General features: G+C 70.4%; 35 protein-coding genes and 2 pseudogenes. 25 read left to right on the top strand and 12 right to left on the bottom strand.

From position 1 onward, the window contains the following. Positions 1–186: 186 nt before the first annotated feature. Positions 187–420, top strand: a pseudogene (locus H4687_RS36905) (Rv2578c family radical SAM protein); the annotation flags it as partial. Next, positions 420–1,832: a recombinase family protein gene (locus H4687_RS36900; protein WP_046917544.1), complete on the top strand. Its 1,413-nt coding sequence runs from the start codon at positions 420–422 to the stop codon at positions 1,830–1,832. The pseudogene H4687_RS36905 and the gene H4687_RS36900, both read left to right, overlap by 1 nt. Positions 1,833–1,843: 11 nt before the next feature. Here the strand turns inward: H4687_RS36900 and H4687_RS36895 are convergent, their stop codons facing one another. Then, the gene (locus H4687_RS36895; protein ID WP_159026216.1) at positions 1,844–2,581 is read right to left on the bottom strand and encodes a COG3415 family protein; all 738 of its coding nucleotides are present in this window, start codon (positions 2,579–2,581) and stop codon (positions 1,844–1,846) included. 121 nt (positions 2,582–2,702) lie between these two features. Between H4687_RS36895 and H4687_RS36890 the strand changes: the two genes are divergently transcribed. The 22 genes from H4687_RS36890 to H4687_RS36785 all read left to right on the top strand — a co-directional run bounded on the left by H4687_RS36890 (position 2,703) and on the right by H4687_RS36785 (position 19,153). Continuing rightward, positions 2,703–2,930: a helix-turn-helix transcriptional regulator gene (locus tag H4687_RS36890; RefSeq protein WP_159026217.1), complete on the top strand. Its 228-nt coding sequence runs from the start codon at positions 2,703–2,705 to the stop codon at positions 2,928–2,930. Then, the gene (locus H4687_RS36885) at positions 2,930–3,076 is read left to right on the top strand and encodes a hypothetical protein (RefSeq protein WP_159026218.1); all 147 of its coding nucleotides are present in this window, start codon (positions 2,930–2,932) and stop codon (positions 3,074–3,076) included. The genes H4687_RS36890 and H4687_RS36885 overlap by 1 nt, the downstream gene beginning before the upstream one ends. A gap of 128 nt (positions 3,077–3,204) precedes the next feature. Further along, positions 3,205–4,062, top strand: a complete 858-nt coding sequence (locus H4687_RS36880) for a hypothetical protein (protein WP_046917547.1) — start codon at positions 3,205–3,207, stop codon at positions 4,060–4,062. 163 nt (positions 4,063–4,225) lie between these two features. Beyond that, a complete protein-coding gene (locus H4687_RS36875) occupies positions 4,226–4,459 on the top strand; it encodes a hypothetical protein (RefSeq protein WP_046917548.1) in 234 nt (77 codons plus the stop codon). After that, positions 4,456–4,872: a hypothetical protein gene (locus tag H4687_RS36870; RefSeq protein ID WP_046917549.1), complete on the top strand. Its 417-nt coding sequence runs from the start codon at positions 4,456–4,458 to the stop codon at positions 4,870–4,872. Before H4687_RS36875 ends, H4687_RS36870 begins: the two co-directional genes overlap by 4 nt. Next, positions 4,869–6,134: an AAA family ATPase gene (locus tag H4687_RS36865; protein ID WP_050399352.1), complete on the top strand. Its 1,266-nt coding sequence runs from the start codon at positions 4,869–4,871 to the stop codon at positions 6,132–6,134. The genes H4687_RS36870 and H4687_RS36865 overlap by 4 nt, the downstream gene beginning before the upstream one ends. 327 nt (positions 6,135–6,461) lie before the next feature. Next, a complete protein-coding gene (locus tag H4687_RS36860) occupies positions 6,462–6,665 on the top strand; it encodes a hypothetical protein (protein WP_046917550.1) in 204 nt (67 codons plus the stop codon). 72 nt (positions 6,666–6,737) lie between these two features. Further along, positions 6,738–7,376 carry a DUF4326 domain-containing protein gene (locus H4687_RS36855; RefSeq protein WP_050399351.1) on the top strand — a complete coding sequence of 213 codons (639 nt, stop codon included), beginning with the start codon at positions 6,738–6,740 and terminating at the stop codon, positions 7,374–7,376. A gap of 97 nt (positions 7,377–7,473) precedes the next feature. Next, the gene (locus tag H4687_RS36850; RefSeq protein ID WP_404819299.1) at positions 7,474–8,082 is read left to right on the top strand and encodes an HGGxSTG domain-containing protein; all 609 of its coding nucleotides are present in this window, start codon (positions 7,474–7,476) and stop codon (positions 8,080–8,082) included. Then, the gene (locus H4687_RS36845; RefSeq protein ID WP_046917552.1) at positions 8,082–8,396 is read left to right on the top strand and encodes a hypothetical protein; all 315 of its coding nucleotides are present in this window, start codon (positions 8,082–8,084) and stop codon (positions 8,394–8,396) included. Before H4687_RS36850 ends, H4687_RS36845 begins: the two co-directional genes overlap by 1 nt. After that, on the top strand, positions 8,387–8,572 hold the full coding sequence (locus tag H4687_RS36840; protein WP_046917553.1) for a hypothetical protein: 186 nt from the start codon (positions 8,387–8,389) through the stop codon (positions 8,570–8,572). Before H4687_RS36845 ends, H4687_RS36840 begins: the two co-directional genes overlap by 10 nt. 14 nt (positions 8,573–8,586) lie before the next feature. Then, positions 8,587–9,057 carry a hypothetical protein gene (locus H4687_RS36835; RefSeq protein WP_046917554.1) on the top strand — a complete coding sequence of 157 codons (471 nt, stop codon included), beginning with the start codon at positions 8,587–8,589 and terminating at the stop codon, positions 9,055–9,057. Between the two features lie 26 nt (positions 9,058–9,083). Beyond that, on the top strand, positions 9,084–9,344 hold the full coding sequence (locus tag H4687_RS36830; protein ID WP_159026219.1) for a hypothetical protein: 261 nt from the start codon (positions 9,084–9,086) through the stop codon (positions 9,342–9,344). A 60-nt stretch (positions 9,345–9,404) separates the two neighbouring features. Beyond that, positions 9,405–9,887 (top strand): hypothetical protein, encoded by a 483-nt coding sequence (locus H4687_RS36825; RefSeq protein ID WP_159026220.1) that lies wholly within the window; start codon positions 9,405–9,407, stop codon positions 9,885–9,887. 717 nt (positions 9,888–10,604) lie between these two features. Beyond that, positions 10,605–11,618, top strand: coding sequence for a tyrosine-type recombinase/integrase (locus tag H4687_RS36820; RefSeq protein WP_225966938.1), 1,014 nt, complete (start codon positions 10,605–10,607; stop codon positions 11,616–11,618). A 332-nt stretch (positions 11,619–11,950) separates the two neighbouring features. Next, on the top strand, positions 11,951–12,172 hold the full coding sequence (locus H4687_RS36815) for a helix-turn-helix domain-containing protein (protein WP_046917558.1): 222 nt from the start codon (positions 11,951–11,953) through the stop codon (positions 12,170–12,172). Continuing rightward, a complete protein-coding gene (locus H4687_RS36810; protein WP_050399349.1) occupies positions 12,172–16,821 on the top strand; it encodes a hypothetical protein in 4,650 nt (1,549 codons plus the stop codon). The genes H4687_RS36815 and H4687_RS36810 overlap by 1 nt, the downstream gene beginning before the upstream one ends. Positions 16,822–16,907: 86 nt before the next feature. Further along, complete coding sequence (locus H4687_RS36805; protein WP_046913340.1) at positions 16,908–17,114, top strand: hypothetical protein; 207 nt, start codon at positions 16,908–16,910, stop codon at positions 17,112–17,114. Further along, positions 17,107–17,376 (top strand): hypothetical protein, encoded by a 270-nt coding sequence (locus tag H4687_RS36800; protein ID WP_046913341.1) that lies wholly within the window; start codon positions 17,107–17,109, stop codon positions 17,374–17,376. The genes H4687_RS36805 and H4687_RS36800 overlap by 8 nt, the downstream gene beginning before the upstream one ends. A 99-nt stretch (positions 17,377–17,475) precedes the next feature. Beyond that, positions 17,476–18,678, top strand: coding sequence for a helix-turn-helix domain-containing protein (locus H4687_RS36795; protein WP_046913342.1), 1,203 nt, complete (start codon positions 17,476–17,478; stop codon positions 18,676–18,678). 113 nt (positions 18,679–18,791) lie between these two features. Next, positions 18,792–18,995, top strand: a complete 204-nt coding sequence (locus H4687_RS36790; RefSeq protein ID WP_046913343.1) for a hypothetical protein — start codon at positions 18,792–18,794, stop codon at positions 18,993–18,995. Beyond that, positions 18,992–19,153 carry a hypothetical protein gene (locus tag H4687_RS36785; protein WP_167358661.1) on the top strand — a complete coding sequence of 54 codons (162 nt, stop codon included), beginning with the start codon at positions 18,992–18,994 and terminating at the stop codon, positions 19,151–19,153. The genes H4687_RS36790 and H4687_RS36785 overlap by 4 nt, the downstream gene beginning before the upstream one ends. 260 nt (positions 19,154–19,413) lie before the next feature. On the opposite strand, the gene H4687_RS36780 is transcribed toward H4687_RS36785, so the two are convergent. The 11 genes from H4687_RS36780 to H4687_RS36730 form a co-directional block, all read right to left on the bottom strand. After that, positions 19,414–19,638 (bottom strand): hypothetical protein, encoded by a 225-nt coding sequence (locus H4687_RS36780; RefSeq protein ID WP_046913344.1) that lies wholly within the window; start codon positions 19,636–19,638, stop codon positions 19,414–19,416. A 151-nt stretch (positions 19,639–19,789) separates the two neighbouring features. Then, entirely contained in the window at positions 19,790–21,847 is a 2,058-nt protein-coding gene (locus H4687_RS36775; protein ID WP_046913345.1) for a cell division protein FtsK, read from the bottom strand. A gap of 86 nt (positions 21,848–21,933) precedes the next feature. Continuing rightward, complete coding sequence (locus H4687_RS36770) at positions 21,934–22,113, bottom strand: DUF6257 family protein (protein ID WP_046913346.1); 180 nt, start codon at positions 22,111–22,113, stop codon at positions 21,934–21,936. Between the two features lies 1 nt (position 22,114). After that, the gene (locus tag H4687_RS36765; RefSeq protein WP_046913347.1) at positions 22,115–22,318 is read right to left on the bottom strand and encodes a hypothetical protein; all 204 of its coding nucleotides are present in this window, start codon (positions 22,316–22,318) and stop codon (positions 22,115–22,117) included. Between the two features lie 25 nt (positions 22,319–22,343). Then, positions 22,344–22,643 carry a hypothetical protein gene (locus H4687_RS36760; RefSeq protein WP_046913348.1) on the bottom strand — a complete coding sequence of 100 codons (300 nt, stop codon included), beginning with the start codon at positions 22,641–22,643 and terminating at the stop codon, positions 22,344–22,346. 100 nt (positions 22,644–22,743) lie between these two features. Beyond that, positions 22,744–23,070 (bottom strand): hypothetical protein, encoded by a 327-nt coding sequence (locus tag H4687_RS36755; protein WP_046913349.1) that lies wholly within the window; start codon positions 23,068–23,070, stop codon positions 22,744–22,746. Then, a complete protein-coding gene (locus H4687_RS36750; RefSeq protein WP_046913350.1) occupies positions 23,067–24,020 on the bottom strand; it encodes a hypothetical protein in 954 nt (317 codons plus the stop codon). The genes H4687_RS36755 and H4687_RS36750 overlap by 4 nt, the downstream gene beginning before the upstream one ends. Beyond that, positions 24,017–24,217 (bottom strand): hypothetical protein, encoded by a 201-nt coding sequence (locus H4687_RS36745; protein ID WP_046913351.1) that lies wholly within the window; start codon positions 24,215–24,217, stop codon positions 24,017–24,019. The genes H4687_RS36750 and H4687_RS36745 overlap by 4 nt, the downstream gene beginning before the upstream one ends. A gap of 82 nt (positions 24,218–24,299) precedes the next feature. Beyond that, positions 24,300–24,677 (bottom strand): DUF6907 domain-containing protein, encoded by a 378-nt coding sequence (locus H4687_RS36740; RefSeq protein ID WP_046913352.1) that lies wholly within the window; start codon positions 24,675–24,677, stop codon positions 24,300–24,302. Next, positions 24,674–25,315 (bottom strand): hypothetical protein, encoded by a 642-nt coding sequence (locus H4687_RS46875; RefSeq protein ID WP_050399348.1) that lies wholly within the window; start codon positions 25,313–25,315, stop codon positions 24,674–24,676. The genes H4687_RS36740 and H4687_RS46875 overlap by 4 nt, the downstream gene beginning before the upstream one ends. Continuing rightward, complete coding sequence (locus H4687_RS36730) at positions 25,315–25,803, bottom strand: hypothetical protein (protein ID WP_050399347.1); 489 nt, start codon at positions 25,801–25,803, stop codon at positions 25,315–25,317. Before H4687_RS36730 ends, H4687_RS46875 begins: the two co-directional genes overlap by 1 nt. Positions 25,804–25,908: 105 nt before the next feature. Here H4687_RS36730 and H4687_RS36725 point away from each other — a divergent pair. Continuing rightward, positions 25,909–26,736: pseudogene (locus H4687_RS36725) on the top strand (Rv2578c family radical SAM protein); the annotation flags it as partial. Positions 26,737–26,922: the final 186 nt, after the last annotated feature.

Below are 26,922 nucleotides of genomic sequence, written 5' to 3'. Positions count from 1 at the left end.
ACTCGGGGATGTGCGGAAAGCCAACCACCCCCCGGCCGGAGGGCCCAAATCGGGGTGCCCCAAGGTACCCCGGGGGTCCGCCCGGAGGACCACCGACGAGACCTCCACACGATGTTCGAAAACCAGTTCGCACGATCAAGGGAACATGTGTTCTATTCTGGCGGGAGAGCAACCGAGGAGGCGTCCATGCGCTGGGACCATCTGGCCGAGAACCCCGCCACGGCCCGGGACGCCGCGCTGTTCGGCGCGGACATGGTGACGAGCCGGACCTTCGACACGCCCGAGTTCCGCGGCATGACCTTCCACGAGGTCCGGGCGAGGACGATCGTGAACCGGGTGCCGGGCGCCTCCCGGATGCCGTTCGAATGGACGGTGAACCCCTACCGGGGCTGCACGCACGCGTGCCTATACTGCACTGCATGACCCCGTTTAGCAAGGGCGCCACATACACCCGCATCAGCAAGGCGGACACAGGCGACGAGGACGGCGTAATCCGGCAGGGCGAGGACACGGAATCGCTGGCCAGACAGCGCGGAATCCCCCTCCAGAAGCGCCGCTTCCAGGACAACGACAAGTCCGCCACCCACGGCAAGCACCGCCCCGATTACGAACGACTCATGGATGCCGTGCAGCGCGGCGAGGTGGACGTCATCATCGTCTACGCGCTCGGCCGCTTCTGGCGGAACCGCAGGGAGCGCGCCGAGGGCATGGAGATCCTGCGCAGGCACGAAGTCAGCGTGCTGTGCGTCAAGGGCCCCGAGCTGGACCTCACAACCGCCTCGGGTCGCTTGCTGGCCGGTCTGCTCGGGGAGGTCGACACCTTCGAGGTCGAGCAGATGTCCGAGCGCGAGCAGCGGGAGATGCGTCAGCGCGTCGAGAAGGGTGTCCCCCCGACCGGGCCACGCTGCTACGGCTACACCAGCAAGGGCAACGAGATCGTGCCCGACGAGGCCGACGACGTGCGCCAGATGTTCGACGATCTGTTGGCGGGCGCGAGCCTGTCCGGCATCGCTGCGGGCCTGAACGAGCGGGGGCGGCCGAACCGCAACGGTCGGCCGTGGACGCACAACGCCGTGCGGAACCTACTGCTGAACGAGCGGTACGCGGCGCTGCGCGAGTACCGCGGCGAACTGTTCCCAGGCAGTTGGCCGACCATCGTTGACGAAGCAACGTGGCGCGCAGCAAAGCACGTTCTTGAGGACGACGGACGCGCCACCAGCCCCGGTCCTGGCCGGCGGTGGCTGCTGTCCGGGATCGCGCGGTGCGGGGTGTGCGACGACGGGACGACCGTGACGTCAGGGTCTCGCGGCGGCACGAAAAAGAACCCGACGCTGACGCAGCCGATCTACCGCTGCCGAAGGACCAAGCATCTGGCCCGGGGCACGGAACCCATCGATCTCACGGTCGAGGAGTACGTCGTCCGCCGTCTCTCACGCTCGGACGCGATCGGCCTCCTCCTGGACGCTGAAGCGCCGGATGCAGCCCAGCTGCGCGCCAAAGCCGTCTCGCTGCGGGCACGACTCCGCGGCCTGGCGGACGAGTTCGCGGAGGACGACGACGCCGACTCGGTCGAGTTCCGTCGTGCAACACGGCGGATCAAGGAGCGGCTGGCGGAGGTCGAAGGGCAGATGCACCACCCGCAGCGCGCGCGGACGCTGGTCGACATCGTGACAGCCGAGGACCCCAACAAGGCATGGGAGGACCTGCCGTTGGACCGCCGCCGCGCCGTGGTCGAGACACTCATCACCGTGACGATCCTGCCAGGCCAACCGGGCCGCGCTCCGTTCGATCCTCGTACGGTTCAGATCGTTCCGAAGCGCGGCATGGAGTAGTCGAGCGGAGGCTACTCACTCGAATTGCTGATGTCCGTGACGTTCCCGTCCTGGTCTACCTCGACATGCGAGATGAGCCCTGGATTCTCCTGCTCAAGCTCGGCTAGCTGCGCCGCAAGCAGCTTCGGCCCCGGTTCGCCCCCAGCTCGCCCCTTTACGCCAGGGGCGAGCCATCCTTCTTTGCGGGCTCGGGCGATCCAGGTACGGACGGTCTCCTCCGGGCTCCCGAACTTCTCGGCGAGCCGCGGCAAGGGCCGCGCCGGCTGACCCGGCGCCGTTTCAGCGAGGTACGCCTCTGCCACCGCACGGAGTCGCTCATCAGTTACGGCGGGCTTCCCGCCGCGTCGCTGTGGCTTCGGCGGGCCTTCAACGAGTGGCGTGTACTCGTAGCCGGAAGGCAACCCAGACGGTGAGTCGTAGCGGACTCCCTCGCGATAGGACCTGTCCAGGACCAGCCGGGTGCGCAGCGAACCGACGATCTTCCCCACGGGAATGCCGCGCACGAGCGCGGCGCTCACCGCGCCGTCAGGATCCGTCGGCCGGATCTCCAGACTGAGGAGCCTCGGGCCCCCCTCCTCGTCCCGCACGCGGCCGCTCACGGCCCATTCGGGGCCCTCGTAGGCGAAGCGCCGCTCGTGCGCCTCCAACTCTTGGGGAGTCGGTTCCTCGAATGTGATCGGAAACCCTTGGTAAGCGCGCTCTGCCGCCTTCAGCAGGTCGCCCATCGTCGGTGGGGGGTTGGGGGTCATACCCCTAGGTTCCCGAGTTGGTGAATTGACGTCAATCTCGGGCCGCCGGAATGACCGATTAACCATGTTGGATGGTGGCTTGACACGTCACTAAGCCAGGCGGGAAGATGGTGACGTGAAGGTGACAGAGCGGGTTAAGGCCCGTATTCACGTGCGCCGTTCGCTGCCCGAACCAGCGCTACGCGTTGCTCTTCGGAAGCGCGCGGGACTCACGCAGAAGGAACTCGCGGAGATCCTCGGAGTCGACCGGACGGCCATCGCCCACTGGGAAGCGGGGCGCCGAACCCCGGACGGTAGTCGGCTCGACGACTACGCCGAAGCCCTCGAAGCCTGCAAGGACGCGACCTGATGGCCGTCTCCGAGCAGGAGCGCGAGGCTATCCGGCAATACGCCCAGGCCCTCGCCGACGAAGCGCCGCCGCTCTCCCCCGAGCAGCAGGACCGCATCAAGGCCCTCCTTGGGAAGCGGCCCGGCAGGCAGTCGACTGCCGCATGAAACGACCCCTCTCGCGCCGGCATTAGAGGTGCCGACGAGAGGGGGGCCTCAAACGATCAACCGCAAGACGAAACCCCGGGCTATCAGCTCGCCAGCTACCCGGGGCCCGCATCAGAACGGAGAACGTTGTGACTCAGCTTAAGACCAGTCGGACCGTCACCGCCATCGCCCCTGCCGGGCAGGCGTCCGCCGACGGCATCCCGTGCATGCTCGCGGGTCAGGCATCGAAGCCCCGGCTCAAGGCCGTGACCAAGACCGTCAACGTCGCCATCGGCCGCACCACCGGCATGGCGGTGCCCTGCGAGTACTGGGCCACCACGGACACGGACTTCGACTATGGGTACGGCTACGAGGCGGTCTACGACCCGAAGCGGATCAGCCTCGCTGACGCCGAGAAGTGGGTCAGCACCCAGCTCGCCGAGCAGGGCGTGAAGGTCGCGGAGTTCATCAACGAGGACGGGGCGGAAGCCACCCGGCGCCGCATGCTCGACACGTGGAACGAGGTCGCTGACCTCGCCAAGGCCCGCGGCGTCCACACCCCGGCCGTGGAGCGCTTCCACGACGAGATGGCGCTCCTCCTGGCCGTCGCCCCCAACCCCGCCGCCACCCTCGACCGGCTCATGCAGGTGTTCGCCCGGGAGCGCGCCAAGAGCGCCCCGAACGCCTGCCACGTCTACCCCGGCCTCTGCATCGTCGAGGACGGCGAGAGCGGCGACGCGGTCGACGAGCACGGCCGGCACTACGACCACGCTGGCCACTCATACACGGTCCCCAGCGCCACGCGGCGGGAAGACCCGGAGATCTGGGCCGAGTTCGTACACGTCTCCGCGGGCACCCCGCACATCGGGTTCATGGGCGAGACCCTCACCCCGGCCCAGGCTCGCGAGAAGGCGGTCCATCTGCGGAAGTTCGCCGACGAGATGGACGCGCTGGCCGATCAGGTCGAGGTCGCCGTCGTTGCCGCCGAGCAGGTCGCCGGCAAGTGACCCGCCGTCCGGTCGCCGTATCCGCCGCCTGCTCGTGGTTGGCGCGAGGGTGCGGCGACCGGGCCCCACAACCCGCACGACCGCATCCGCCCATCGCGAAGCCGCCTCATCTCCGAAACCCAACCCGCACCGGCCGGTTTCGCCTCGCGACCAAGGACGCACCGTGAAGAACGACCAGCCGGCGGCCGCCGCCGACGGCACCCCTGCGGGTACCGAAACCCTCCGCTCCGCCCTCGCCGCTGCCCGCGCACCCTGGACCCAACTCCGCGAAGCCGTACAGCAGATTCTCGGCGAGCAGCCCTCTCCGCACCTCGTACGGACCACCGCCCGCCGGATCTCCGCAGAGGTCCAGATGACCGCCGACAAGGTCATCAACGAGCGGGAGGTGCAGCGATGAGCCAGATCTCCCGCGACGCCGACCCGGTCAGCCTGTGGGCATCCGCCAGGGTCAGCGAACTCCTCGACGGCCAAGGCGACCCGCCCAAGTACGGAAATCGCGAGTGGCAGGAACTCCCCAACGGCGACCCACGCAAGGCCGCCGCCATGATCACGGCCGCCGAAATGTGGCGCCGCTACGGAGACGAACAAGAGCTGATGACCTGGTTCCGCGATGCATACCGAAACCGGGAGCCCCTGGCCGGTCGGAGGACCCTCGCCGAACTCGATGCCCTGGCCCGGCTGAAGCCGGCCAAGCCCGTTCAGGCCACGCCCGGATGGCCGCCCATCGCGCTACCGGGACGGCCCGGCTGGTATCGGTGCCACGTGGACGGCCGTCAGGTCGACGTCCAGCGGACGGACGTGGCCGCGTGACCGACACCTTCGACCTGGCCGCGAACCTTATGGGCGCGGCGCTCGGCATGTGCGAGTCGCACGGGCAATACCTGCCGTGCCAGCACGTGCAGTGTCAGGCCGGACCCATTTCCACACCTGTGGGCAGCGGTCCGGCCGATGCCGAAGTTGAGGCACAGCCGCGGGCCCTGTTGCTGCGGCCCGCCTCGGGGATCCGGATCCGGCCGGTCCGCTGGCTGTGGGACACGACCCCGGAAGGGGCGCCGCCGACCAGCCACGGCCGGATCCCCCTGCACTCCCTGGCGATCGCAGCCGGGGGCCCGGGGCTCGGGAAGTCGCAGTTCGCCGTGTGGATGACCGCGCGCATCACGACGGGCACGCTGCCCGGCGAGCTGTACGGGAAGCCGCGCCCGGTCATCTACGCCGCTGCCGAGGACTCATGGTCCTTCACCATCGCTCCCCGCCTGCTGGCCGCCGGAGCGGACATGGAGATGGTGTTCCACGTCTCCGTACGGGACGAAGAACGGGTCTACGCCCGGCTCACGCTCCCGATCGACACGTCCCTGCTGGCGAAGGAAGCCGAGCGGCACAGCGTCGCCCTGCTCGTCATGGACCCGCTGCTGTCGTATATCGACAAGGGCGTCAACGACTACCGGGCCGCCGAGGTCCGGCAGGCGCTGGAGCCTCTCGTCGAGGCGGCCGACCGGCACCGCTTCACGATCCTGGGCCTGGCCCACTTCACGAAGTCTGGGGCAGCGGACCCGCTCGCCCGCGTTGCAGGATCCGGCGCCTTCGGCCAGCTCATCCGCAGCCTGATCGCGTTCGCCAAGGAAGAGGGCGAGCGTGACGAGCCCGACCGGTTCGTCATGTCGCTGGAGAAGAACAACCTCGGGCGGCTCGGGCTCCCCTCGTACGAGTACGCGATCCAGCCCGTCACGATCGACACCGACGAGGGTCCGTCGCACGTCTCCCGGTTCGTCCTCGGCGGCGAGACGACGACCAGCGTGCGCGAGGTCATGCGGGACGAGTCCATGCCGGACACCAACCGCGGTGAGACGAACGAAACCGTCGTATGGCTGCGCGCCTACCTCACTGATCAGGGCGGCTCCGACCTCGCGGCCGACGTCAAGATCGCGGCGAAGAAGGACGGCATCAGCGAGTCCAGTCTCCAGCGCGCCCGCCGGAAGCTCGGGGTGTCGATGCAGCAGTCCGGATTCGGCAAGGACCGGCGCTCCACGTGGAGCCTTCCGGAGGCCCTCGCCGAGGACGGAAACGAGTCGTGAACGCCCGCCCCATTACCCCCATGGCACACATGGCACGAATGACAGACATGGCCGTGACCTGCGGCGATGCCATACGGGTCAGGTGACAAACATGGCACGCATGGTGACACGCATGGACAGCCATTCATGCCATCCGTGTCACCGCGTGTCACCCATAAATGTCACCTCAAAACCGCAGGTCATCCCCATGTTTGCCATGTATGTCATTCATTCCCCTTTACGTACAGGGCGATCGGCATCCTCCCGAACCCTGACCCCTGACTTCCGGCCGTCACCCGGCGGCCGGCCAACCAACGCGACGCCCAACCAACCCGAAGGAGCAGCACCGTGAGCACTCACACCGACCGGCACGGCGACCCGCTCGACGTCGCCTCCGTCATCGACACCGAGACCAGCGAGCGATCCATCCGCATCGAGGCCGAGGCGCCCGTCTTCCTGTTCACCCCAGAGCAGGCCCGACGGATCGCCGCCGACCTGATCAAGGCGGCCGACGTCATGGAGATGCCGCTGCTGCCACTCCCCAGCGCCTGACCCGCACATGAGAACGGCCGGCCCGCGGGAACCGGGCCGGCCACCCCCAAGGACACCACGGAGGAGAACCCGATGCACACCCCGCACCCCCGCCGCGTGCAGGTGACCGGCGACACGTTCCACCCCCAACTGCCCGACCGCGCCCACTGGGCCGGACGCCGACGCCCACACCTGGCGGAGTCGCCGTTCGCGAACCCGCACCCCGTCGACAACGGCCGCAAGACCCCATGCCCCATCTGCGGGGTACGGCACACCCTCGCCGAATCCCTCAGCCTCTACCGCCAACACCTCGACGAGAACCCCGACCTCGCCTGCCTGGCCGCCGTCGTCGAGGCCGACGTGCGCTTCGCGTGCCGATGCCCGCTCGACCAGCCGTGCCACGTCGACGAACTCCTTACCCGCACCGACCAGGTCACGGTCATCCCGCTGGGCGACGACCGCGACACCACGTTCATCGTGCAGACCATCCCCGTCCGTACTGGCGAGTGCAGCCACGGACACGGCAGTTGCCGCAAGCCTGCGGTCATCGCTGTGCGCAACACCGTGGACCAGCAGCGCCCGACGGAAGTCAGCACCCTCCGGGCCGTGGCGTGCGCCGACCACCGGGACAACGTCCTTCGAACGCGCGCCGTGTGGGAGGCCGACGCCCGCGAACTCCAGGATCCCGTCAAGAACGCCGAGTTCCTCGCCAGCGTCGGCCAGGCCGGCTGACCCGTCTCCGGCCTGGTCGTCGTCGCGGCGGCCGGGCCCCCACCCCATGCAACGCCCCGAAACGGTCCGACCCCATGCATCACCCGGCCACCGACCCATGGAACCCCCCGAAAACCGGAGACCCATGGACAACCCCCGACCACCAACCACCCCGGAGGAACCCATGCCGACGACATGCGGGGCCCGCTGCCGAGACGGCTTGCCCTGCTCCAACCCGCCGATGAACGCGGCCACCCGCTGCCGCATGCACGGCGGCGCCTCACCTCAGGCGAAGACCGCGGCCGTGCGCCGACAGACCGAAGCCGACGTGCAGAAGCTCCTCGCCGACCTCGACGTCACCCCCGTCGGCGACCCGCTCGCCGCCCTGCTGAAGCTCGGCGGGCAGGTCCTCGCCTGGCAGGAGGCGACCGCCCGCCTCGTGAACGAACTGGAGAGCATCCGCTTCCGTGCGGCGAACGGCACGGAGCAGCTGCGCGCCGAGGTCACCTTGTTCGAGCGGGCAACGGACCGCGCGTGCTCGGTGCTGGCGACGATCGCCCGTCTCAACATCGACGAACGGCTGACGGCCGTGTCGGAACGGCAGGCGGAGGCGGTGATCGGCGCGATCGAGGCCGGGCTCACCGCGGCCGGTGTGAGCGGGGACCGAATGATCGATGCGCGGCGCGCGGCGGCCCAGCATCTGCGTCTCGTGGACGGGCCGAGCTGATGGGCGACTTCCTGAACGTTGCGGCGCAGTGGCTGGAGTTCGGGCGGCCGGGCGAGGACGACGAGCCGATGTGTGTGCATCACAGGGCCGCGTGCGCCATGGGTGCGCAGCCGCTTCCCGAGCTGTACGTGATGGCCATCGAGGGGAAGCGGCGGGCGGGAATGCCGGTGCCGCCGCTGGACGAGCACCGCCTGATGACGCGGGAGGAGCGGGCCCGTGACGCGGAGGAGTACGCGGCTCTCCTCGCGGAGTTGAAGGCCCGGAACGCGGCCATCGAGGCGGGGCTGAATGCGGGGGTGCAGCCGTGGACGTGAACGACGTCGTACGCGAGCGGATCGAGCAGGCCCGTCGTAAGGCGGAGGCGGAGAAGCAGCGCCGCGCGGAACTTGCTGCGGCCCGGCGGAAGGGCCTCGCGTATCGGCACGCCCAGAAGCTCCGCAACCTTGCCGACTCCCTCAGCAACCAGACCCTCAGCGCCTCCGGCGCCTGAACCGAAGGAGACCCATGTCCACCACCGTCACGATCAAGGCCGAACAACTGCCGGAAGCGCTCCGCCCGGCATTCAAGGAGTACGAGGCCGCGCAGCTCGCAGCCGGTGAGGCGCGGCGGGCGGTGAACGTCGCGGCCGTCGCCGACAAGCACACCCTGAAGCCGGTCGCGGACAAGGCTGTCGCCGACGCCCAGGCCGCGCACACGGCACTGTGCGAAGCCACCAGGGCGCAGCCGTCCGCGATCCGTGACCACTCCAACGCCGCGTTCGCCGCGTGCGTCGAGAAGGCCCGTGAGCATCTGGCGCAGGCCGAGGCCGAGCTGCGGGCGGCGGCCAGGCACGCCGCGGTATGGGGCAGCGTGCGGCCGGGCCGGCCGACGGTCAACACCGAGCGCGGCGACCAGACCCCGGGGCGGCTGCGCGCGATGTTCGCCGTCGGCCAGGTCCGCGAAGCCGCCGACGCGCTGCCCGAAGACGTCGAGTGACCACCGGAAGCGAGAGAGGTAACCGCATGGCTGGACAGGATTGGGCGGAGCGGGTGGCGGCCCGCGCGGCGGGCCGGCCCGCGCCCGTCGAGGAGAACGCCGAGGAGCCAGTACGGGCGCCGTGGGCGCGTGCGGTCATCGACCGGGCCCAGGGCCGTACGCCCGACCCGGAGACCGTTCGCGAGGCGCACACGGCCGTACGACCGCCGAGGAAGCCGTGGGAACAGCGGCTCCTCGACCGGCTCGGGCACAGCCCCGAGGACGACGGACCGCCCGACGCCGCATGACCTGACGGGGGTACGGGCCAGTCCGTACCCCACCCCGGAGAAGAAGCTGAGGAGAAGAACATGACGAATCGAATGGGCCCGCCGGCCACACCGACCGCCGTCGCGCACGCCGAACGGATCCGGGCGAGTACGGAAGGGCGGCCCGCAGAGCAGGCCGGCACCGGGGGCGGGCAGTCGACCGCCGAGCGGATCGCGGCCCGGATCCTGCCCGGCTACCGCGCGGACGAGGCTCTGCGCCAGCAGGCGCGGCTGGGCGAGCTTCGGGCGCGCGGCGTCATCGCGGCCGAGGACGAGCCTGTCGACGAGGATGAGGAGTACGACGAGGAGGTTCTCGTCGACGAGGAGGAGGGTGACGAGGTGCCGGTGACGACGGCCGAGTTGTACGCCCGCCGGGAGCGTGAGCGGCAGCAGGCTGAGCATGCGGCGACGCTGGCGGCTCACAGGAGCGTCGGGCAGGCGGCCGCGCCGTCGCAGGTGCACCAGTACACGGAGCGGGTGGCGCAGCAGTACCGGCGGACGACCCCTTGGCCTACCGCGTCGTAAATCATCGCCTGCTGAATTTGCGCCCGGTCGCCTCCACGGCGGCCGGGCGCATTTATGCGTTACGGCTGTGCGTGAGACTGTCGCTGCCGGTACGCCTTCTGTCGACAGGCTGAGCCGCAGTACCGGGAATCGGCCCGCCCGGTCGTCACCGGCTCCCCGCAGGACTCACATGGTCGCCCGCTCCCCTTACCCCCGTTACGGGTACGCGTGAGGGACGTAGAGCAGGAGTGCGAGCACGTCACCCGCTTCAGTAGCGGGTCGCTGGCCCGGACGATCATCCGTCCGCACGCCTCGCACGGGGCGGGTGCCTGCTCGGTGCCCCGGCCGACGAGGCGGTGCCACTCGAAGTTGGGGCGCTGGCGGGTTGTCGCGGCGGCCGTGACGGACCGGCCGTCCACGGTGGGCCAGCCAAGCCGGTAGCAGGGCTCACAGATCAGTTCCCGTACGCCCCACCGTCGACGCCCCTTAGATCGGCCGCCCTCGACGAGGAAGCCGGCGCCGTTGAACTCGGCATCGCACATGGGGCAGACGGCCGGGGACTGTTCCTCACTCATAGCCGTAACGCTACTCGGGCAGGGAGCGTCTGTCACGCGTAGCCGTAACGGCTGGGCTACAGCCTGACGAATGCCGCCCTTGACTTCCTGACTCACGATAATGTTCCTTCTCATGAGCCAGAGTTACGAGGTCGCCGTCCGGGACGAAGTACCTCCCGCAGGCATGTTGAACGAAAGTCAGCCGCTGTCCGGTGCCGCCCGTGACGCGCTCGCCGCCGGCACCGCCGACTCAACCCGCCGCGCCTACTCCACGGACTGGGGGACGTTCACCGCGTGGTGCGCTTCGACCGGACACCGGCCGCTTCCCGCGGCACCCGAGACGGTCGTCGAGTACGTCACCGCGCTCACGACCACCCCGCGCCCGAAGACTGGACGCCCGTACTCCCCGAGTTCCATCGAGCGGGCCGTCGCCGCCATCCGCACCGCACACGCCGCGGCGAACGTCGTACCCCCGTCGACCAAGGGTGCCCGCATCGTGCTGCGCGGCTACCGCGACCGCCTCGCCCGCGCCAAGGACCCGGCCGCCAAAGCCCGCAAGGCGCAGCCGGCCGTGCCCTCGGCGCTCCGGGCGATGCTCGCCACCCTCGACCGGGACACGCTCATCGGCAAGCGCGATGCCGCCCTGCTGCTGCTCGGCTACGCCACGGCCGCCCGCGTCTCCGAGCTGGCGGCCCTCGACCTGGCGGACGCCCCCGAGACCGAGCGGGGCATCGAGGCCTCCGTCTACCGGCGGAAGATCAAGGCGTTCACGGACTCCGCCGTGCCGTACGGATCCAACCCGGCCACCTGCCCGGTGCGCGCCGTCCGTGCCCTGCGGGAAGCCTTGGCGGAAGTGGGCCGGACCGAGGGTCCGCTGTTCGTCCGGATCGACCGGCACGGGCGTATCGCGCCTCCGATGTACCGCCGTGGCGTACCGATCGGCGATCCTGCCGGGCGCCTCACGGCCCAGGCCGCCGCCCAGGTCGTCGAGCGGACCGCCGGGGCGGCCGACCTTGAAGGCCAGTGGACTGGACACAGTCTCCGCCGGGGATTCGCGACAGCCGCCAGGAAGGCCGGGCACGACCTCGTACGCATCGGCCGGCACGGCGGATGGGCCGACGGCAGCAAGGCCCTCCTCGGCTACTTCGAAGACTCCGACAAGTGGGAGGACAACCCCGTGGCAGGCACGGGCCTCTGACCCCAGACGCACAAGGACCCCCGGCCGGGCAGGTGGCCGGGGGTCCTTGCGTTTCCGCCTCACCCGCGCGGATCGCCCAGACATCAGCGTAGCGCCAGCCGCCGACAATGACCTTCGATTCAAAGGTGGCTAGTACTCCAGACTTACGGATCGTAGGCGACTGGAGTTAGACTCAAGTCAGGTCGCGGAGCCCGTGATGGGGCCGTAGGACGCCCGTGATGGGCAGCACCAGGGCAGTCGAGCAGCAGCTCACAGGGTTCGAGCAGGTAGCTCACAGTTCGCCCAGGTCGGGCCAGTACCTCCCCCTTTTGCCGCTCTCGTCTGGAGCACCCATGGCCCGCGCCTTCGACGGTGCCGCGCTGCGCGATGCGCGCCGGCTTGCCGGAATCCCAGCCGCTCAACTCGCCGCCGCCATAGGCCGCACCGAGTGGACGGTGTGGAGCTACGAGACGGGCCGTATCCGGCCGTCCGTCGATGTCGCCGCGGACCTGGCCGACGCCCTCGACCTCCGCCTCGAACAGCTGCTGCGCACCGCCGAGAAGGCGGTCGCCTGATGGCCGGCAGCTTTAGGATCGCGGAGGGTTTTGTCGAGGTCACAGCCGACGAGTCCGGTTATGACCGCGCGATGGACCGGCTGAGGGCGAAGAAGCACAAGGTCGGCGTCCAGGTCGACCTCGACGACAAGACCGCCCGCACTGCACTCGACAGGTTCCTCCGCGAACGCGACCTGAAGGTCAAGGTCGACCTCGACCAGACCGCCCTGTCCCGACTGCGGATGCAGGACCTGACGGTCAAGCTTGTCCCCAAGCTCCAGAACGCCGCCCTCCGGATCGTTCAGCGACAGCTCGACAAGCTCACCGCAGACCGCGTCGTGAACATCCGCGCGACCGTCGACACTCGCGTCGCAGCCGAGGAACTCCGCAACCTCACCCAACGCCGCCGGGTCCGTATCGGCGTCGACGTCGACACCCGCGTCGCAGCGGACGACATCGCCAACCTGACCCGCCGTCGCACCGTCCGCGTCACCGCAGACGCCGACACCGCCGCCGCCTCCGCACGAATCGCCACGCTCACCCGCGACCGGCGGATCGACGTACGGATGAACGTCGACCGGTCCGCGATCAGCATGCTCGGCAGCCTCGGCGGCGCTGCCGGAAGCGCCGGCATGCTCGGATCCCGGTTCGCCGCCCTCGCGGCTGCCGCACTCGTCGCACTCCCTGCCGTCGCCTCCCTCGGTCAGGCCATCGTGCAGATGGGGCCGGCCGCCGCCGTCGCGGTGCCTGCGCTCGGCTCGCTGATCACGATGGGTGCAACGCTCGCCGTCGGCCTTCGCGGCGTGGGCGGCGCCTTCAGGGCCGCATCGGACGCCAGCAGCCAGACCGGCGCCTCGGTCGCCGCAGCAGCCCGCGCCATGGAGTCCGCGCACCTCAACGTGTCGCGCGCCGCGAGGGCGTTGAAGGAAGCCGAGACGGATGCCGCCCGGCAGATCGCCGACGCGCAGCAGCAGGTGAAGGACGCGGCTGAGGACGTACGCGACGCCGAGGTCCGGGCTGCCGCCGACCGCAAGGCCGCGCTGCGGCGGGTGGCCGATGCCGAGCGGGACCTCACTGACGCCGTCAACGATGCGAAGCAGGCGCAGGAAGACCTCAACGAAGCCCGCAAGGACGCCGCCGACCAGCTCGAAGACCTCAACAGCCGCATGGCGGGCGCGCAGCTCGACGAGCGGCAAGCCGTTCTCGACCTCCAGGACGCCGAGGAGGAGTTGGCGGCGGTCAAGGCCAAGGGCGCCAAGGCGACCGCCGAGGAACTGGAGCAGGCCCAGCTCGACTACGACCGCGCTGTCCAACGCCTGAAGGACCAGCAGACGGAGACGGAACGCCTCCGCGAGGAAACCTCGGAAGCGAACCGAGCCGGCGTCGAGGGCTCCGACACGGTGCGGGACGCGCAGGACCGTGTCGCGGACTCGCAGCGCAACGTCGGCGACCGCACCCGCGACGTCCGTGACGCACAGGGTGAGGCGGCGCAGGTCGCCAAGGACGGCGCCGAAGCCGTACGCGACGCCCAAGACCGTCTCGCCGACGCGCAGAAGGGTGTGGCGGACGCCCAGCTCGCTGCTGCCCGGCAGGTCCGTGGCGCGCAGGAAGCCCTCGCGGACGCGCAGCGGGCGGTGACCGCGGCGCAGGAGCAGGGCGCTACGACGGCGAACAAGCTGAACGAGGCGATGGCGAAGCTGTCGCCCAACGCCCGGAACTTCGTCAACGCGGTCCGCAGCATGGGCCCGGCATTCTCGGCCCTGCGCCTCGAAGTCCAGGACCGACTGTTCGCCGGGCTCGGGGAGTCCTTCACCCGGATGGCGACGGCGTCACTGCCCGCACTGCGGTCGGGGCTCGGCGGCATGGCCGACGTCCTCAACCGTATGGGCCGCGGGCTCATGGACACCTTCACCCGCCTCGCCGACCAGGGCCTACTCAAGCGCATGTTCGACGGGTTCACCGAGGGCATGCGGCCCTTGGAGAAGGTGCCCGGCCAGTTCGGCGAGATGTTCGTGAAGCTGTCCATCGCCGCCGCGCCCGCCATGAAGCGGATCACGACAGCGCTCGGCAGTGCGTTCACCAGGGTCGGCGGGAAACTCGACGAGGCCTTCAAGTCCGGGCGGCTTGAGAAGGCGATTGAGAAGGCCCTCGACCTGGCGGTCGCGTTCGGCCGGGTCCTCGGGGACGTGTTCGGGACCGTCGGCAACATCATGTCGGCCGCGAGCACGGGCGCCGGCGACGTCCTCGGCGGGCTCGGCAGTGTCTTCAAAGAGCTGCGGCGCATCACGGCGATGCCCGAGGTACAGGAATCGCTGACCGCGATCTTCAAGGCGCTCAACGACGTCGGGAAGCTGCTCGCCGTCACCTTCGGCGCCGTCCTCCAGGCCGCACTCCCGCTGCTCGCCGCCCTTGCCCCGGTCGTATCTGAGCTGGCCCGGAAGTTCGCGCCGATCCTCTTGACGCTCGCCGACACCCTCGGCAAAGCCCTCATGCCGATCATGGACGCCCTGCTGCCCGTAGTCGGGGACTTGGGCGACATCATCGTCAACCTCGTCGAGGCGGTGATGCCGCTCCTCAAGCCCATCGGTGACCTCCTCGGCGTCGTCATCAGTGCAATCGCCCCGGTGCTGCCCGTCGTCGGCGACATCGTCACGATGCTCGTCCAGTCGCTCGTCACCGGTCTGCGTCCGGTGATCGCCGCGCTCATCCCCGCGGTGAAGACGTTGGGTGGTGCGATCGGGCAGATAGCTCCGCTGCTGAAGCCGGTGTACGCGGCCGTCACCCCGCTGATTCCGGTCCTCGGTCAGATGGCGTCGGCGCTCATCAACCTCGCCATGGGCGTCATCGAGCCGATGCTGCCGCTGATCGTCCGTCTCGCCGGCTTCATGTCTGGCGTTCTGGCGGGGGCGTTCAACATCCTCATTCCCGTCATCACGACCATCGTCGGCGCACTGACCACGTTCACGAACAAGGTGACGGAGGTCGTCGGCTGGATCGTCGAGAAGTTCCAGATGCTCTACAACAAGCTCGTCGGCAACTCGATCATCCCCGACATGGTCCGCGAGATCGTGGCCTGGTTCACGTCGCTGTGGACCTCCACCAAGAAGATCTTTACGGGCCTGAAGGACTGGCTGGTCAAGACCTGGCGGGACTTGTGGTCGGCCGTGCGTCAGCGCTGGGACTCGTTCTGGTCCGGCCTGCGGGGTGCGATCTCCGGGGCGTGGAAGTCGCTCCGGGACAGCGTGACGGGGTTGAAGACATCGGTCTCCAACACCTGGACGAACCTGTGGAACGGCGCCCGGGACAAGGTCACCGGCATCTTCTCCACGATCAAGGACCGGGTCGGCAGCTTCAAGACGTCCATGAAGGACGCGTTCACCAATCTCCGGGACAGCTTGGGCCGGATCTGGGACGGCATCAAGAGCAAGTTCGCCTCGCCGGTGCGGTACGTCGTTGGCACCGTCTACAACAACGGCATCCGCCGCATGTGGAACGCCATCGCCGGAAAGATCAACTCCGGGATCACCCTCCCCGCGATCAAGCTCGGCTTCAACAAGGGCGGCGTCGTCCCCGGCCAGGGCAACCGCGACACCGTCCCCGCCATGCTCACCCCCGGCGAACGGGTCCTCTCCACCAGCCAAGTCACCGCCCTCGGTGGCCACCGCGGCATCGACGCCATGCTCGGCCAGGACCGCCCGACGAAGACCGGCGGGAACCCCACCCGGCAGCAGGAACGCCGCCGACAGCAGCAGCCCGTGCAGCACTTCGACGTGGGCGGCATCGTCGGCAACGTCACCGGCGGCATCAGCAACGTCGTCGGCGACGTCACCTCCTGGGCGAAAGACCTCGTCGTCGGCGGCCTCAAGGACGCCGCGAAGAAGGCCCTCTCCTCGCTGGTGCGCCCGCTCATCGGGAAGATCCCCAACACCGGCATCGGAAACCTGATGCGCGGCCTGTCCAACAAGGCGGTCGACGGGATGATGGGCTGGTTCGGCAGGGAGGACAAGAAGGCCGTCGGCGGCCCGGCAGTGCAGAAGGCCCTGTCGTGGGCGAAAACGCAGCACGGCAAGAAGTACCAGTGGGGCGGCAACGGCAACCCCTCGTGGGACTGCTCCGGCCTGACCTCCGCGATCGAGTCCGTCATCCGCGGGGAACGCCCGCACCGCCGGTGGGCCACCGGCAGCTTCGTCGGGAACAACGGGCCCGCCGGCTGGGTCCGGAACCTGAACTCCCCGTACATGATCGGCATCACGAACAGCGGCGTCGGCCACACCGCGGGCACGATCGCAGGCGTCAACGTCGAGTCGAGGGGCGGCGATGGCGTAGTCATCGGGAAGCGCGCCCGCTCCTACAGGGACTCGATGTTCACCAGCCGCTGGGGGTTCGCGCCGGCCGCGAAGTTCGACTCGGGTGGCCTGCTCCAGCCGGGCGCGACGATGGCCATCAACAACACGGGGAAGCCGGAAGCTGTCCTCACGGCCGAGGAGCACGCGGCGTTCCGGGCCATCGTCCGCAACAGCGGGATACCGGGCGTGGGCGAGGTGGTCGTCAACATGACCGTGAACAGCCTGACCATGCCGAGCGCCGCCGAGCGCAAGCGGTTCGCCGACGCCATGGCGGGCGACATCAACGAAGCCGTCCGCCGCTGGAACAGGGGGCGCGCCCAGTGAGTACACCGCCGGTTCTGCGGTGGCCGATACCCGGCCGAGCCGTCGACGAGGCAGGCCGGCTCATTGCCTGCCCGACGTGCGGCGCGGTGGATCGTCTGCTGCTCGGGATGGACCTCGACGACCAGACCGACGCCCCCTCGTACATGAGCTGCGGTAGCGGGCACTCGTGGGCGGAGCCACGGATGCCGCGCCGTCTCGGGGCGCTGCTGCTCGCCGACGCCCTCGACATCGCCCCGAGCCTTCTGGCCCACCTCGACGAGCTGCGGGACGTGCACGGGGAGCGGGATGCGTAACAAGATCGCCGAGGCGGAGATGCCCGTCCTTACGAAGGGCGGCGTGGTCATCGCCTGCCCGGTCTGTGGCCAGGACGACGGCCTGACGCTGATCATCGACTCGGACGACTTCACCGAGACGCCGTCGTTCATGAAGTGCGACGACTCCCACCAGTGGGCCGAGCCGCGCTTCCCGCGCCGGATGGGCGCCGAGTTCCTGGCCCTGGTCGAGAAGACACGGCCCGAGTCCCTCGACTGGTCCGCGATCTCCGGCGGCAACTAAGGCGACGGCCTCCGTGGGCCGAAGCTTCACGGAGGCCGTATATCCCCGGAGCCGACCGGGGGTACGTTCTGAGTGTCGAGGTCAGAACGGAGTGTCAGCATGCCATACCCAACTCGCCGAGACACCGGCGGAATCGGGGCGCGTATCGAGGAAGTGAGCGCCCTGCGCGGCTACTCCCTCAGGGAACTCGGACGCCGCGCCAACGTCTCCCCGTCGATGCTCTCCCGCATCATCACCGGCCAGCGCCAGGCCAGCCCCGCCATCGTCTCCGCCGTCGCCCGCGCCCTGTCCGTCAGCATCTCCGTGCTGCACGGCCAGCCCTACATTCACCAGCTCCAGGCCGACCAGCTCGACCGGCTGATAACGCCGATCAGCGTCGCCCTCGACGACTGGGACATCCCCCTCGGGGACGGCGACCCGCCGCCCCGTACGCTCGCCGACCTGCAAGCCGTGGTGACCGGGCTGGAGCAGCAGCGCGCCCGCGCCGAGTACATCGAGATCGCCCACGAACTCCCCGCGCTGCTCGCCGAGGTAGGCGCCCACGTCCTCACCGAACGGCCAGGGCGCGCCCTTGAGCGGGCCGCGTGGCTCCAGGCGGAGCTATGCCGCACCGTGTACGTCGTCGGCCGTCAGATCGGGTTCCTGGACCTTGCCCGGCTGGCCCTCTCCCGGATGGCTGCCGCGGCCCCGCAGTCCGGTGACCCCCGGCAGGTGGCCATCGAACGGTGGGACAGGGCGCAGCTGATGGCGGACGCCGCCCGCCACGACCGCGGGGTCCTCCTCGTCCGCCAGGCGCTCAAGGATCTCGACGACGACGGGGAGCAGGCCACGAAGGCAGTCCGCGGTGCCCTGCACCTGAAGGGAGCGATCCTCTCCAGCCGGCAGGGGGACACGGCTGGCGCGGACGACTGGTTGGGGGCGGCCGGGGAGATCGCCGAGGAGACCGGGGAGACCCGTGACTACGGGCTCGTGTTCGGCCCGGTCAACGTCGTGATTCACGGCATGTCGGCGTCCAGCGACCGGGACAAGCACGCTCGCGCACTGGAGAAGGCGCGGAAGGTGCGCCTGCCGGAGGACTACCCGGAGGCGAGGGCCGGCCACTACTGGGTGGACCGGGCGCGCGCGGAGACGTGGACCGCGCGGCACGAGGACGCGTTCGTGTCGCTGGCGAAGGCGCGGAAGGTGGCCCCGCAGCAGACCCGGTATCACCCGGGGGTGCACGAGACGGTGGCGACGCTGCTGCGGGCCCGTACGAAGGCGTCGGGGGATCTGCTGGAGTTCGCGGGCTGGTGCGGCGTGTAGCGCGCTGGTCATGGCTGGTCAAGGGTCTGGGTGTTGACAGTTGGTCAACGCCGGGGCCTTGCCAGGTCGGCACGATGTGACGGTATCCACACTGCCTGTCCATGGAGCCGACCATGACCAGCCGTCAGACCACGTCAGAGCCGCCCATCTCGCTGCCCGACCCGACGCGCCCGCCGAGCCCGGCGCCCGGCTGCGGGGTGTGCCAGGCCCTCGACAAGCAGCGTGCCGAGGCGGAGCAGGACGGTGACGTCCGTCGCGCCACGATGTTCGAGGTGGAGATGCGCCGCCACCCGAGGCACCGCGAGGGCGCGGCGTGAACCAGGCCGAGGAACCTCGCACGATCGCCTACTGCTCCTGGCACAACGGCCTGTCCGACACCGCGCGGCTCGTACAGACCGGTGAAGCCGGGCGCCTGTTCGCCTGCCGGGGCTGCCGCTTGAAGCATGGCCTCGCCCCGCTGGCAGACCAGCCGTGACGCTGGACGCGAAGACCCCGGAATGCGGGCTCGGGGCGCACCGGTACTGTCCCGGCCCGGGTGTCGTACGGCGGGCGGGGGCGCCCGTGTGGGAGGCGCCCGTCGAGGTCCTGCGCTGCGGGTGCAGCTGTCACCCGGGCAACCCCCCGCCCCGCCGCTCCTGACGGCCGGACCGGGCCCTATCCGGGCGCGTACGCGTCTCCGCGCTCGGGCATGGCAAAGGCCCCCGTCCTCGACTGAGGCGGGGGCCGTTGTCGTACTCAGCGGGCGCCGGCCTGGTGGGTGCGTCGCCAGGCGTTGTGGGCGCGGCGGCCGACGCGGAGCCGGAGCTTCTTGCCGAGGCAGCGCGGGCACATCTTCGTCTTCCCGAACCGTTCGATCTCGCCCAGCCCGTCGCACCTGCGGCACGGGGCGAACGGCCGGACGGCGCACAGCACGGCGTACCCGCCGAGCCACAGGACGGCCGCGGCCATAGCGATCAGCATGAGGTCTCTCCTCCTCGATTCCGGGCGTTTCCCGGGGGTTCAGCGGCGCCCCTGCTAGACGCTAGGTGCCTGCTCAGGGGCCGTATTCGGTGCTAGCGGGCCTGCTAGACCTAGCGGGGCAGGGTGCTAGGTCTAGTGGCCGTTTCGGGGGTCAGGCGGCGAGCCTGTCGGCCTCCCGACGGGCGATCGCGGCGACCACGTCGGCCCGCTCGATACCGCGCCGGTTCTTGCCCTCGCCCTCGTCGGTCTGCCCCCACACCTGCCCGGTGCGGATGCTCCAGGGCTTGAGCGCGGCGGTGACGTTCTCGCCCTTCCACTCGCCGTAGACGTCCGGCCGCAGCTCGGCCAGGCGGGCGGCCAGGCGCTCGCACCACACGGCCTTCTCCGTCGTGGCCATGACCTTCAGGACGTCGCCGAGGATGTCCATGCCGACGGTGGCGGCCGGGCCTTCGCCGAGGGCGTGGCCGGTGATGTTGCCGTAGTCCTCGCGCAGCTGGCGGGCGCGGGCTACCACTCCCTCGGCGCCAGGGCCGTCCACGAAGGCCGAGGCCACGATCAGCGGGTCGTCGCCCTCGCCGGACATCCAGCAGATGCCGCGGTCGGAGCGGGTGAACATGGTGGCGCGGATGCCGGCCTTGTAGGCGCCGGTGCCCAAGACCATGTCGTTGGCGGTGTGCCCCATGACCTTCAGGCAGAAGCGGAGCACGGCGTTCGCCGAGATGCCGGGCGGCAGGGACTTCGCGTCGGGCCGCTGGGTGGCGAACATGCCGACGATGCCGAGGGCAGGGCCGCGCTTGGCGACGTCCGTGCAGATGGACTCCAGCTCTGCGCCGTACTTCTCGTGCTCGAACGGGACTTGGCACTCGTCGAAGCCGACGACGATCGGGTGCAGGCCGAGGCTCTTGTCGCTGGCCAGAGCCGGGGTGACCTTCGACTCCGGGCAGCGGGACTTGGGCAGGTTGCGGATCACCTTGGCGCGGCGCCGCAGTTCCTCCTTCAGCTCCCGCATCGCGTGCAGGACGTACAGCAGGTCGTCGTCGTCCTCGCCGGAGCGGTAGCGGTGGCAGACGGGCTCCAGCGGGCCGAGGTCGCCGGTGCCCTTGAAGTCGAACGCGTACAGGGCGGCGCGCGGGTCGAGGGCGGCGACGAGCAGCAGCAGGCGGAGCAGGAAGGTTTTCCCCATCCTGGGGATGGAGCCGATCACGACCGACGCGAACATGAGGGTGACGACGATGGCCCGCATCCGCTGGTCGTTGCCGAACACGACCGGCTTGAACAGGTCGACCTCGCCCTCGCGGAGCAGTGGCCACGGGGGCTTCGTGGTCTCGTTCATGGGCTTGTCGCCGACCCACAGGATCAGCCGGCCCTCGTGCTCGGTGGGGTCGCCGGACGGCCATACGCAGCCGAGCTTGCGGCGCAGGCCGGAGGCGAGGGCCTGCCGCTCCTCCATGACGTCCTCGGGGATGACGCCGTACGGCAGGTCGAGGTCGGCGCGGTAGCCGGGCCCGTCGCGGGTGATCTCGCTGGTGAAGCGCATGCCGTTCATGTCGCCGCCCTTCTTCACGGCGGCGGAGATCTTCGAGTTCCCGATGGAGTCCAGGGCGCGCAGCACGATCGTGCCGGTGAGCTTCTGCAGCTCGGTGCGCATGACGGCGGGGCCGATGACGGGGGCGTCGGGCTGCTGCCCGAAGTAGCCAAGGGTGAGGACGCCGCCGGCGGCGAACGCCCACAGGTACGCGGGGGCCATGACGTACAGCCAGATCGCGAAGCCGAGTCCGAACACGGTGGCGACGACGGTGACCAGGCCGCGGAGCCGGACGCGGTTGCCGCGCAGCCGGGCGAGGTGCAGGTATTCGTCGACGTCCTCGGTGCGGACGGCGTGCCCGCGTAGGGGGGCGGCCTCGCGGTCCCACAGCCACCGGTTCGTCTCGGCGATGAAGCGGCAGGCGCCGCGCGGGGCCATGGCGGTCAACTGGACGCCGTACCAGGGCAGCCGGAGCCCGTGGTAGAGGCTGGCGTACCCGAGGCGGCCACTGGTGTGGCGGGTGGCCGTGGCGAACTCGGTGCGGTCCTTCAGCCAGGCGGGGAGGATCGGCCGGCGCTTCTCCTCGGTGACGCCGGGCGCCGGGAGCTTGGGGTTGTCGACGGGCACCGGGGCGGTGGGCGCCTCGGGTGCGTCGGTGCTGGCGGGTACGACGGTGTCCGTCATGCTGGTCTCTCCGGTCGTTCTGTATGGCGGTCCGGGGCCCGGGGGTGGTCGCTGACCTGGCGGGATGGACCGCCCCCGGGGCGTGGCTACTTCTTCTTGCGCTTGAGCGCCTGGCGCTCGATCCGCTCGACGCGGGCCTTCAGGTCGGAGATGTCGACGCCGTCACCGCCTGCTCCGCGCTTGGCCATGCGGGCGGTCAGGCCGATGACGCGGAGCTTCTCGCCGGTGGTGAAGTCGCCGAAGCGGATGTCGGGGTTGTCGGCCATGTCAGGCCTCCGTCTCGGGCAGGAGCGCGGCGATCGCGGCGTGGGCCTGGGCGGCGTCCGACCATGCGGTGCTGGCGGCGGAGAGGTTCTGCACGAGGCTGCGCTTGTCGGGGTGGTTGGCGGCCCTCTCGGTCTCCTTGGCGAGGTAGTCCGCGCGGGTGGCGGCCTCGGCGGCGAGGGTGATCTGTTCCTGGCGGGTCGTCACGGGATCCTCCGTGGGTTGCGGCTGGTCAGCGGCGGTAGTTGGAGCGTTCTGCCTTGGCGGTGAGCTGCTCGGTTTCGGCTGCGGCGAGGTCGCCTTGGGCGCGGGTGCGGTTACGGATGGCGTAGTCGCGGCCTTCGTGGTCTTCGCCGCGGCTGGTCATGTTGCGGACGATGCGGTCCCACTTGGCGGCCTGCTGCCGGGCGATGTGGGCGTCGGCTTCGGCTTGGCGCTCGCGCCGTTCCAGGTCGCCGCGGAGTGACGCGTGCAGTTCGGCGTCGGTCATGCCGTTGGAGTTGACGTGCGGCTTGCGACTGAAGATGCCCATGCCGGGGTCCTCTCGGGTTGCGGGCTCGGCTGGTCCGGCCCCACCGCACCCCCGCAGTTGTGGTCAGGAGAGCCACAACTGGCGGAGGACGGAGGGACCGTCAGCGGCGGCCCTTCTGGGTGTCGCGCCACATGTCCCGCAGGACGAGGACGACGATCGCGGCGACGCCGCCGAGGATGGCCAGCGCGAGGGAGGCGAACGCCACGCCGATGGAGCCGACGCACACCGCGCACGCGATGCCCACCCACTCCCCGGTGCTGCGGCGGGCCTTGCCGTGGTCGTGCTGGCACTGCTGCGCCGGCGCCTGTGCCTGCTGCTGGGTGGCGAGCTTCGCCAACTCCATCGCGGCCATGGCCAGCTGTACGGCGGCCGTGTCCGTCTCGGCGGCGCGGACCGCGTGCTCGGCCTTGTCGAGGGCGTCGCTCATGAGCGCTCACCTCCCTCGGCGAGAGCCTTCTCGCGGTCGTACAGGGCGTCGACCACGTCCCATCCGCCGGTCAGGCCGCGGGCCTTCATCGCCTCCCGCATCGCCTCCCGGAACTTCCGCTTCGAGGGCGGTGGGGTGGTGGCGTACATCTCCGCGGCGAGCATGGCGACCGCCCGCAGGTTCGCGTTCTGCGCGCCTTCCAGGGAGGGCGTGCCGGATTGGCACGGTGTGACCGTCACGGGGGTCTCGGTGAGGGCGAAACCCCCCGTGCCGCCTGCGGTTTCGTCGTCCGGCACACCCCCGGCGAGGAGGGCGTCAAGCTCGTGGTCGGAGACGAGGGCGGGCAGGCTGGTGTGCCAGTCCGGCACGGGGTGCTGGTCGATGATCTCGGCGTGTGCTTCCAACGCCTGGTGAACGGTAGTGGTGGCTTCCGCTTCCGCCTTCCGGGACTGCTTGACGATGTCGGCGGCGGCCTTCGTCTCGTCGGTGCGCGCCCGTGCGATCGCACGCGAGACGGCGATCTTGTCGCGGGTGGTGGCGCGGGTCCGGTCGATCGCGGCCTGAGCGCGGGCGGTGATCCGGGTCGCATCCCGGTCGATCGCCATGATCAGGGTCATCTTCGCGAGGACCGGGACCAGGGCGCCCACGACCGCGGCCAGCAGGTCGGCGGCGAGGACACCGTGGACGGCGAGGACGGCGACGGTCAGCGGCAGGAACAGCCAGCCGATCACCTTCGGGAGTCGGGCGCTGGTTCCCTGCCGGCGGTGCGCGGTCTCCTGCGCGAGGGCGTACAGCCATACGGCGTCGTAGAGGACGGCGGTGCCGTACGCGAGGACGGGGTGCGCGGTGGCGGTGAGGATGCCGCCGATGGCGACGACGGCCCACACGACGGCGATGACGGTCAGCAGGACGGGGAGAGCCCACGTGCCAGCCTTCTTCAGACGGTTCATGCTTCGCCCACCTCCGGGGCGGCGGCGCGCACGACGAGGTGCGCGGCAAGCTGGACGCCTTCACGGTCACGGCGCTCGTTCGCGACGAGCAGCGCAGCCATGAGGCTCGGGACAGGGGGCAGGCGCCGGGCCGACCGGGCGGCCGCGCGAATGGCGGCCACCTCGGTCGGGCGGGCGATACGGGAGCGGCCGGCCATCAGCGGGGCCTGCTCTCGGAGCGCTTGTTGGCGTCGGCGACCTTCTTCGACAGCGCGGCACGCTCGGTGTCGGTCAGGGAGATCACCGGGCACCCCCGGCGAGGATCGCGGCGAGCTGGTCGGCGAGGCCGCGCAGCTGGTCCGCGTATCCGTCGAGGGCGGCGGCGAGGCTGTACAGGCTGACGGGGGTGAGGGTCCGGCCGGGCGGGAACACCGACACCCCGGGCGTCCTGCTGCCCAGCTCGGGGTTGGTGGACGTCGAGTAGGGGGACTGGACGAGGCACGCGGTGAACAGTTCGGCGCCGTGGAAGGCGAGAACGGCGTCCGGGCCGCAGTGCAGGATGTCGGCGCGCTCGGCCTGGGGGTCGTGGTCGGCGTGACCGTCACACCATGCCGGGCAGGCGAGGGTGACCGGCCCGTAGTCGGCGGTGGGCAGGGTGATCGTGCGGGGTGTGCTCACTGGCCCTCACCCCTGCCGCGGGTCTCGGCGCGGGACAGCTGCGACGGCCGCGTACGCGGGCCGTCGATCCACGGGAACGGGCGGATGTCCTGGGCGGCCTTGAAGACGCGGATCGCGGTACCGGCCGGGGCGTCGGGGAGGGCGTAGACGCGTCCGCCGTCGAGGGAGGCGAGGAGCCGGGCGCCGTGGTGTGCGCACCCGTCGGCGCCCGCGTTCTGGGCGTCGAGGACGGTCACGACCGGCGGGCCGTCGCACGGGGTGGGGTCGTCGCCGTGGGCGGCCGGGCAGCGGACCGTCAACACCATCGTCGCGGCTACGGCTTCGGTGGCGTCCTCGATCAGGTGGGCGTCGTCCCGGTGGTGCTGGGCGCGGCGGTCGGCGTTGCTGGTGTAGTCGTCGCGGCAGAGGCGGTGCAGGTCGGCGACGGCCGGCGGGATCGGCTTCGGGTCCGGCTCGACGTCGAGGGCGCGCAACAGAATCCGCAGGGCTTCGGCGAGGCCGCCGTGGGCCTGGGCGAACGCGAACACGTCGAAGCCGCTGGAGTCGCCGTAGAGGGCGAGCATCTTCTGCCCGACGCGGATGGCGGAGGCGAGGTCGGTGGCCGGGGGCAGGGCGCCCGGCGTGGTGGTCTTCTCCATCAGACAGCCACCCCAGCCAGAACCTCGACGGAGGCCGGGGCGACCTCGACCAGCTCGACCTTCAGCGACGGGGCGCAGGCCTTCATGGGAACGGGGCCGAGGTTGTTGGCCTTGAAGATGCGAGTGATCTCGGCGAGGTCCGGGGTCTGCCGCGAGGACGGGGTACGGAACACGCGGTACATCCCGTACACGCCGGCCGGGAGCCGGTCGAGGATCTTCTTGCTGGCGCGCTTCGCCCTGTCGGCGCGGCGGGCCTGGTCGGCGGCGCGGTCGTACTCGCGGGCGGCGGACTCGATGGTCTCGGTGGCGGGAAGCTCGTCGGCCTCGTACAGGCCGGCCGGGTCCGGGGCCTCGACGACGGGCGTCTCGGTGGCGGTCTGCTCGACGAGCGTCGCGGGGGCGACGACGGAGCGGACGGCGGCCGAGACGGTACCGAGCAGGCCACGGATGTTGCGGACGGCACGGGGGGACATGAGAAGGTTCAGCACAGCGGGCTCCTGGTGAAGTCAGGTTGATCCGTCAGGCCCTCGGTCGGTGCTTCCAACACCGCCGGGGGCTGCCTACTTCAATGGGGTTATGCGTTGAAGTAGTGATGCGTCTACTGCTTCGCCCGCAGCACCCACAGCTACCTGGACCTCGACACGGGCCTCGACTTCGACTCGCAGATCGTCGTGAAGATCAACGCGCCCGACCTGCTGCGCCGGCAGCTGGCCTCGCCGCGCTGGCGGGGCGAGCACATCGCGATGGGCACCAACGTCGACTGCTACCAGCGCGCGGAAGGCCGCTACCGCCTGATGCCGGGCATCATCGCGGCCCTGCGCGACCACGCGAACCCCTTCTCCATCCTGACCAAGGGCACGCTGATCCTGCGCGACCTGGAGCTGATCCGGCAGGCGGCGGAGGTCACCGAGGTCGGCCTGTCGGTCTCCGTCGGCTTCACCGACCCCGAGCTGTGGCGCACGGTCGAGCCCGGCACGCCCGCGCCGGAGCGCCGGCTGGACGTCGTACGGGCCTTCACCGGGCAGGGGATCGGCTGCGGGGTGCTGATGGCCCCCGTGCTGCCCTTCCTCAGCGACCACCCCGACCGGCTGCGCGAGACCGTGCGGGCCGTCGCGGCCTCCGGCGCCACCTCCGTGACCCCGCTGGTGCTGCATCTGCGGCCCGGCGCGCGCGAGTGGTACATGGCCTGGCTGGAACGCCACCACCCCCGTCTCGTACGGCGTTACGAGCTGCTCTACGCGGAGGGCGCCTACGCCCCGAAGTGGTATCAGCGGCAGATCACCCGTCAGGTCCACGAACTGGCCGAGGAGTACGGCATCGGGCCCCGGCGCACGGAGGGGCTGCGACGGCCGCCGGTACGCGAGCGGCCCGCGCCGGAGACGGCCCGGGACACGGAACCGACCCAGCTGACTCTCCTCTGACCCTCCTCGGACCCGTCCACGACGCTTCCGACACTCTCCGAACCTTCCGCGGCCTCCTCCGGCCCCTCGGAGAGCATCCGGGCGCTTCTCCCGCCCCGAACGGGTCAAGTCTCGGGGGAACGCGTTCTTCGCGGGGCCCGGTTCGGGACGATGCGACGAAGGCCGTGGCGTGCACGGCCCGAAATC

Source organism: Streptomyces stelliscabiei (genome assembly GCF_014873495.1).
Lineage (GTDB): Bacteria > Actinomycetota > Actinomycetes > Streptomycetales > Streptomycetaceae > Streptomyces > Streptomyces bottropensis.
Note: the sequence above shows the minus strand (reverse complement) of the source record. Positions and strands in the feature narration are given on the sequence as shown.